The organism is Arhodomonas sp. KWT (genome assembly GCF_010993615.1).
Window position 1 is genome coordinate 1 of record NZ_WNXE01000377.1, and the last position, 1,757, is coordinate 1,757.

3 protein-coding genes are annotated in these 1,757 nt (G+C 72.2%); all 3 read left to right on the forward strand.

Features of this window, described 5'->3' with window-relative positions; translation table 11 throughout:
* On the forward strand, positions 1-975 hold a 975-nt coding region (locus G7A99_RS19100; protein ID WP_163143177.1), incomplete at its 5' end, for an urease subunit alpha.
* Positions 976-1,007: 32 nt separating this feature from the next.
* The gene (gene ureE / locus G7A99_RS19105) at positions 1,008-1,457 is read left to right on the forward strand and encodes an urease accessory protein UreE (protein ID WP_163143180.1); all 450 of its coding nucleotides are present in this window, start codon (positions 1,008-1,010) and stop codon (positions 1,455-1,457) included.
* Positions 1,432-1,757 (forward strand): urease accessory protein UreF (locus G7A99_RS19110; protein ID WP_305792339.1); only part of this gene is annotated, 326 nt, incomplete at its 3' end. The genes ureE and G7A99_RS19110, both read left to right, overlap by 26 nt.

Here is a 1,757-nt window from a genome sequence, read left to right on the forward strand (position 1 = left end):
GCGATCCACACGGACACCCTCAACGAGTCCGGCTTCGTCGAGGACACCATCGCCGCGTTCAAGGGCCGGACCATCCACACCTATCACACCGAGGGGGCGGGCGGCGGCCACGCACCGGACATCATCAAGGCGGCCGGCGAGGCCAACGTGCTGCCGTCGAGCACCAACCCGACGCGGCCGTACACGGTGAACACCATCGACGAGCATCTCGACATGCTCATGGTCTGCCACCACCTGGACCCGGCGATTCCGGAGGACGTGGCCTTCGCCGAGTCGCGCATCCGCCGCGAGACCATCGCCGCGGAGGACATCTTCCACGACCGCGGGGCGTTCTCGATGATCGCCTCCGACTCCCAGGCCATGGGCCGGGTCGGCGAGGTGGTATCGCGCACCTGGCAGACCGCGCACAAGATGAAGCGCCAGTTCGGTGCCCTGCCGGAGGACAGCGAGCGCAACGACAACTTCCGTGCCCGCCGCTACGTCGCGAAGTACACCATCAACCCGGCGATCACCCACGGCATCGCCCACGAGGTGGGGTCGGTGGCCGTCGGCAAGCTCGCCGACCTGGTGCTCTGGAAGCCGGCGTTCTTCGGCGCCAAGCCGGGGGTCATCGTCAAGGGCGGGATGATCGCCGCCGCCCCGATGGGCGACCCCAACGCCTCCATCCCCACGCCTCAGCCGGTGCACTACCGGCCCATGTTCGGCGCCTACGGCGGCGCGCTCGCCGAGACCGCGGTGACCTTCGTCTCCGCGGCGGCGGCGAGGGCCGGCGTCGCCGACCGTCTCGGCCTTGCCAAGCGCACGGTGGCCGTCGCCGGCTGTCGCACGGTGACCAAGGCGGACATGAAGCTCAACGACTGGCAGCCGAGCATCGAGGTCGATCCGCAGACCTACCAGGTCCGCGCCGACGGCGAGCGCCTGACCTGCGAGCCCCTCGAGGAGCTGCCCCTCGCCCAGCGCTACTACCTCTTCTGAGCGCGGGCGGCGACGATACGGAGACGACGAGCGTGATCGAGCTCACGGAACGATACGACGACGTGCGGTCCGCGGAGGCAGTGCTGACCCTGCCCTTCGAGACCCGGCAGAAGAGCCGCTTCCGCGCCACCCTGGACGACGGCCGGGATGCCGGGGTGCATCTGCCGCGGGGCTCCCTGCTGCGCGACGGCGACCGCCTCGGCGGCGACGGCGCCCCGGTGGTCCGGGTCGCCGCCGCCGCCGAGGCCGTGTCCACGGTGACCGCCGGAGACCCCACGACCCTGGCGCGGGGCGCCTATCACCTGGGTAACCGGCATGTGCCACTGCAGGTCGGCGAGGGCTGGCTGCGTTACCGCCGCGACCACGTCCTCGACGCCATGGCCGCCGGTCTCGGCCTGGCGGTGCACCACGAGTCCGCCCCCTTCGAGCCCGAAGCGGGGGCCTACGGCCACGGGCATGGCCACCACCACGACCATGCCTGATCCGGCCACCCTGCGGCTGTGGCAGCTCATCAGTCCGACCCTGCCGGTGGGGGCGTACGCCTACTCGGCCGGGCTGGAGACGGCGGTGGCGGACGGCGCGGTGCGCGACGGTTCCGACCTCGCGGACTGGCTCGCCGGGCAGGCCGGCGCGCTGCTGGTGCCGGTGGACCTGCCGGCGCTGGCGCGGCTGATGCGTGCCTGGACGGCGGGGGATGCCGAGGGGCTGGGCTACTGGACCGACTGGCTGCGTGCCGCGCGGGAGACCGCGGAGCTGCGCGCCGAGGACGAGCACATGGGCCG